The 1,383-nt window shown below is 71.1% G+C and carries 1 protein-coding gene; it reads left to right on the top strand.

What is annotated here, in order from left to right; translation table 11 throughout:
* Positions 1–167: 167 nt before the first annotated feature.
* The coding region (gene istA, locus FYJ40_RS08845) for an IS21 family transposase (RefSeq protein WP_154577089.1) at positions 168–1,383 on the top strand (1,216 nt) is incomplete at its 3' end.

Here is a 1,383-nt window from a genome sequence, read left to right as displayed (position 1 = left end):
TGTTGATGTTCACTAAGAAGTGGTCCGAGTGATCACTGGGAAATGAGCACCGTGAGCACGAAAAATTGAGCAGTTTAAGCAAGAGGGCCGCGCCCCGGGGACCGGGGGCGCGGCCCTCGCCGTATGGTTTCCCCGGGCGGTTACCTTGGCGAGCCCGCCCGGGAAGGATGGAGGAGATGACCGTGCCCCTGGACACAGTGAATGATATACGGTCGATGGATGCCGCCGGGCGCTCGAGGTCCGAGATCGCCCGAATGCTCCACGTGAGCCGGAACACCGTGGCGAAGTACGCCGACATGGAGGACATGTCGCCCGCCGCGCCGATGCCCCGGAGGAGGGGCAGGCCCGCGCTCGAGGGCAACGAGGAATGGGTCGCGGGCGTTCTCGAGGCCGACCTCGGGGCCCCGAGGAAGCAGCGCCACACCGCCAGGCGGATCTACGACAGGCTCGTCGCCGAGCGCGGCTACGGCGGCTCGTACTCCACCGTGCAGAGGTTCGTCCGCGAGCTCAGGCTCGCCCGGGCGGCGGCGGGCGGAGAGGGGTACCTCGAGCTCGAGTGGGCGCCCGGCACCTGCCAGGTCGATTTCGGGAACTTCCGCGCCGCGGTCGGCGGGAGGACCCTCGACCTCAAGCTGCTGGTCGCGACGCTCCCGCACTCGAACGACCGGCAGTGCGTCGCCCTCATGTCGCAGAGGTCGGAGTGCCTGTGCGCCGGGCTGCTCGAGATCTTCCGCCGCTGGGGCCGCGCCCCGGCGGCGATGGTGCTCGACAACGCCACCGAGGCGGGCAGGATGGTGCGCGGCGAGGTCACGGAATCGAGGCTGTTCTCGCAGTTCAGGGCCCACTACCGCTTCGAGAGCCGGTACTGCAACCCCTATTCGGGAAACGAGAAGGGCTCCGTCGAGAACGCCGTGGGGTTCCTCCGGCGCAACCTCCTCGTCCCCGTGCCGGCGTTCGGCACGCTCCCCGAGCTCAACGCGTTCCTCGCCGAGGGATGCGCGAGGATCAACGCGGCGGCGCGCTGCCGCGACGGCAGGCCGCACGGGGAGGCCTACCGGGAGGACCTCGCCGCCATGCGCGCCCTTCCCGGCGTGGAGTTCGACGCGGTGAGGTGGGTCACCGCCCGCGCCGACAAGCGCGGCTACGTCGAGGCCGACGGGCGCGAGTACGTCGCCGGGCCCGCCTGGCACGGGCGGAGCCTGCTCGTCGGCATGCGCGCGACGACGGTGGAGATCCTCGCCGACCGCGGCCGCCGGGTCGCCGTCCTCCCCAGGGCCTTCGGGGAGGGCCCCGCGGTCCGGAACCCCCTCTCGCTCGTGCCCGCCATCATCGCCAGGCCGAGGGCCTTCGGGGAGTCGACGATCAGGCGCGACATGCCGCCGG

Source organism: Collinsella sp. WCA1-178-WT-3 (M1), from assembly GCF_009696325.1.
GTDB lineage: Bacteria > Actinomycetota > Coriobacteriia > Coriobacteriales > Coriobacteriaceae > Collinsella.
Note: the sequence above shows the minus strand (reverse complement) of the source record. Positions and strands in the feature narration are given on the sequence as shown.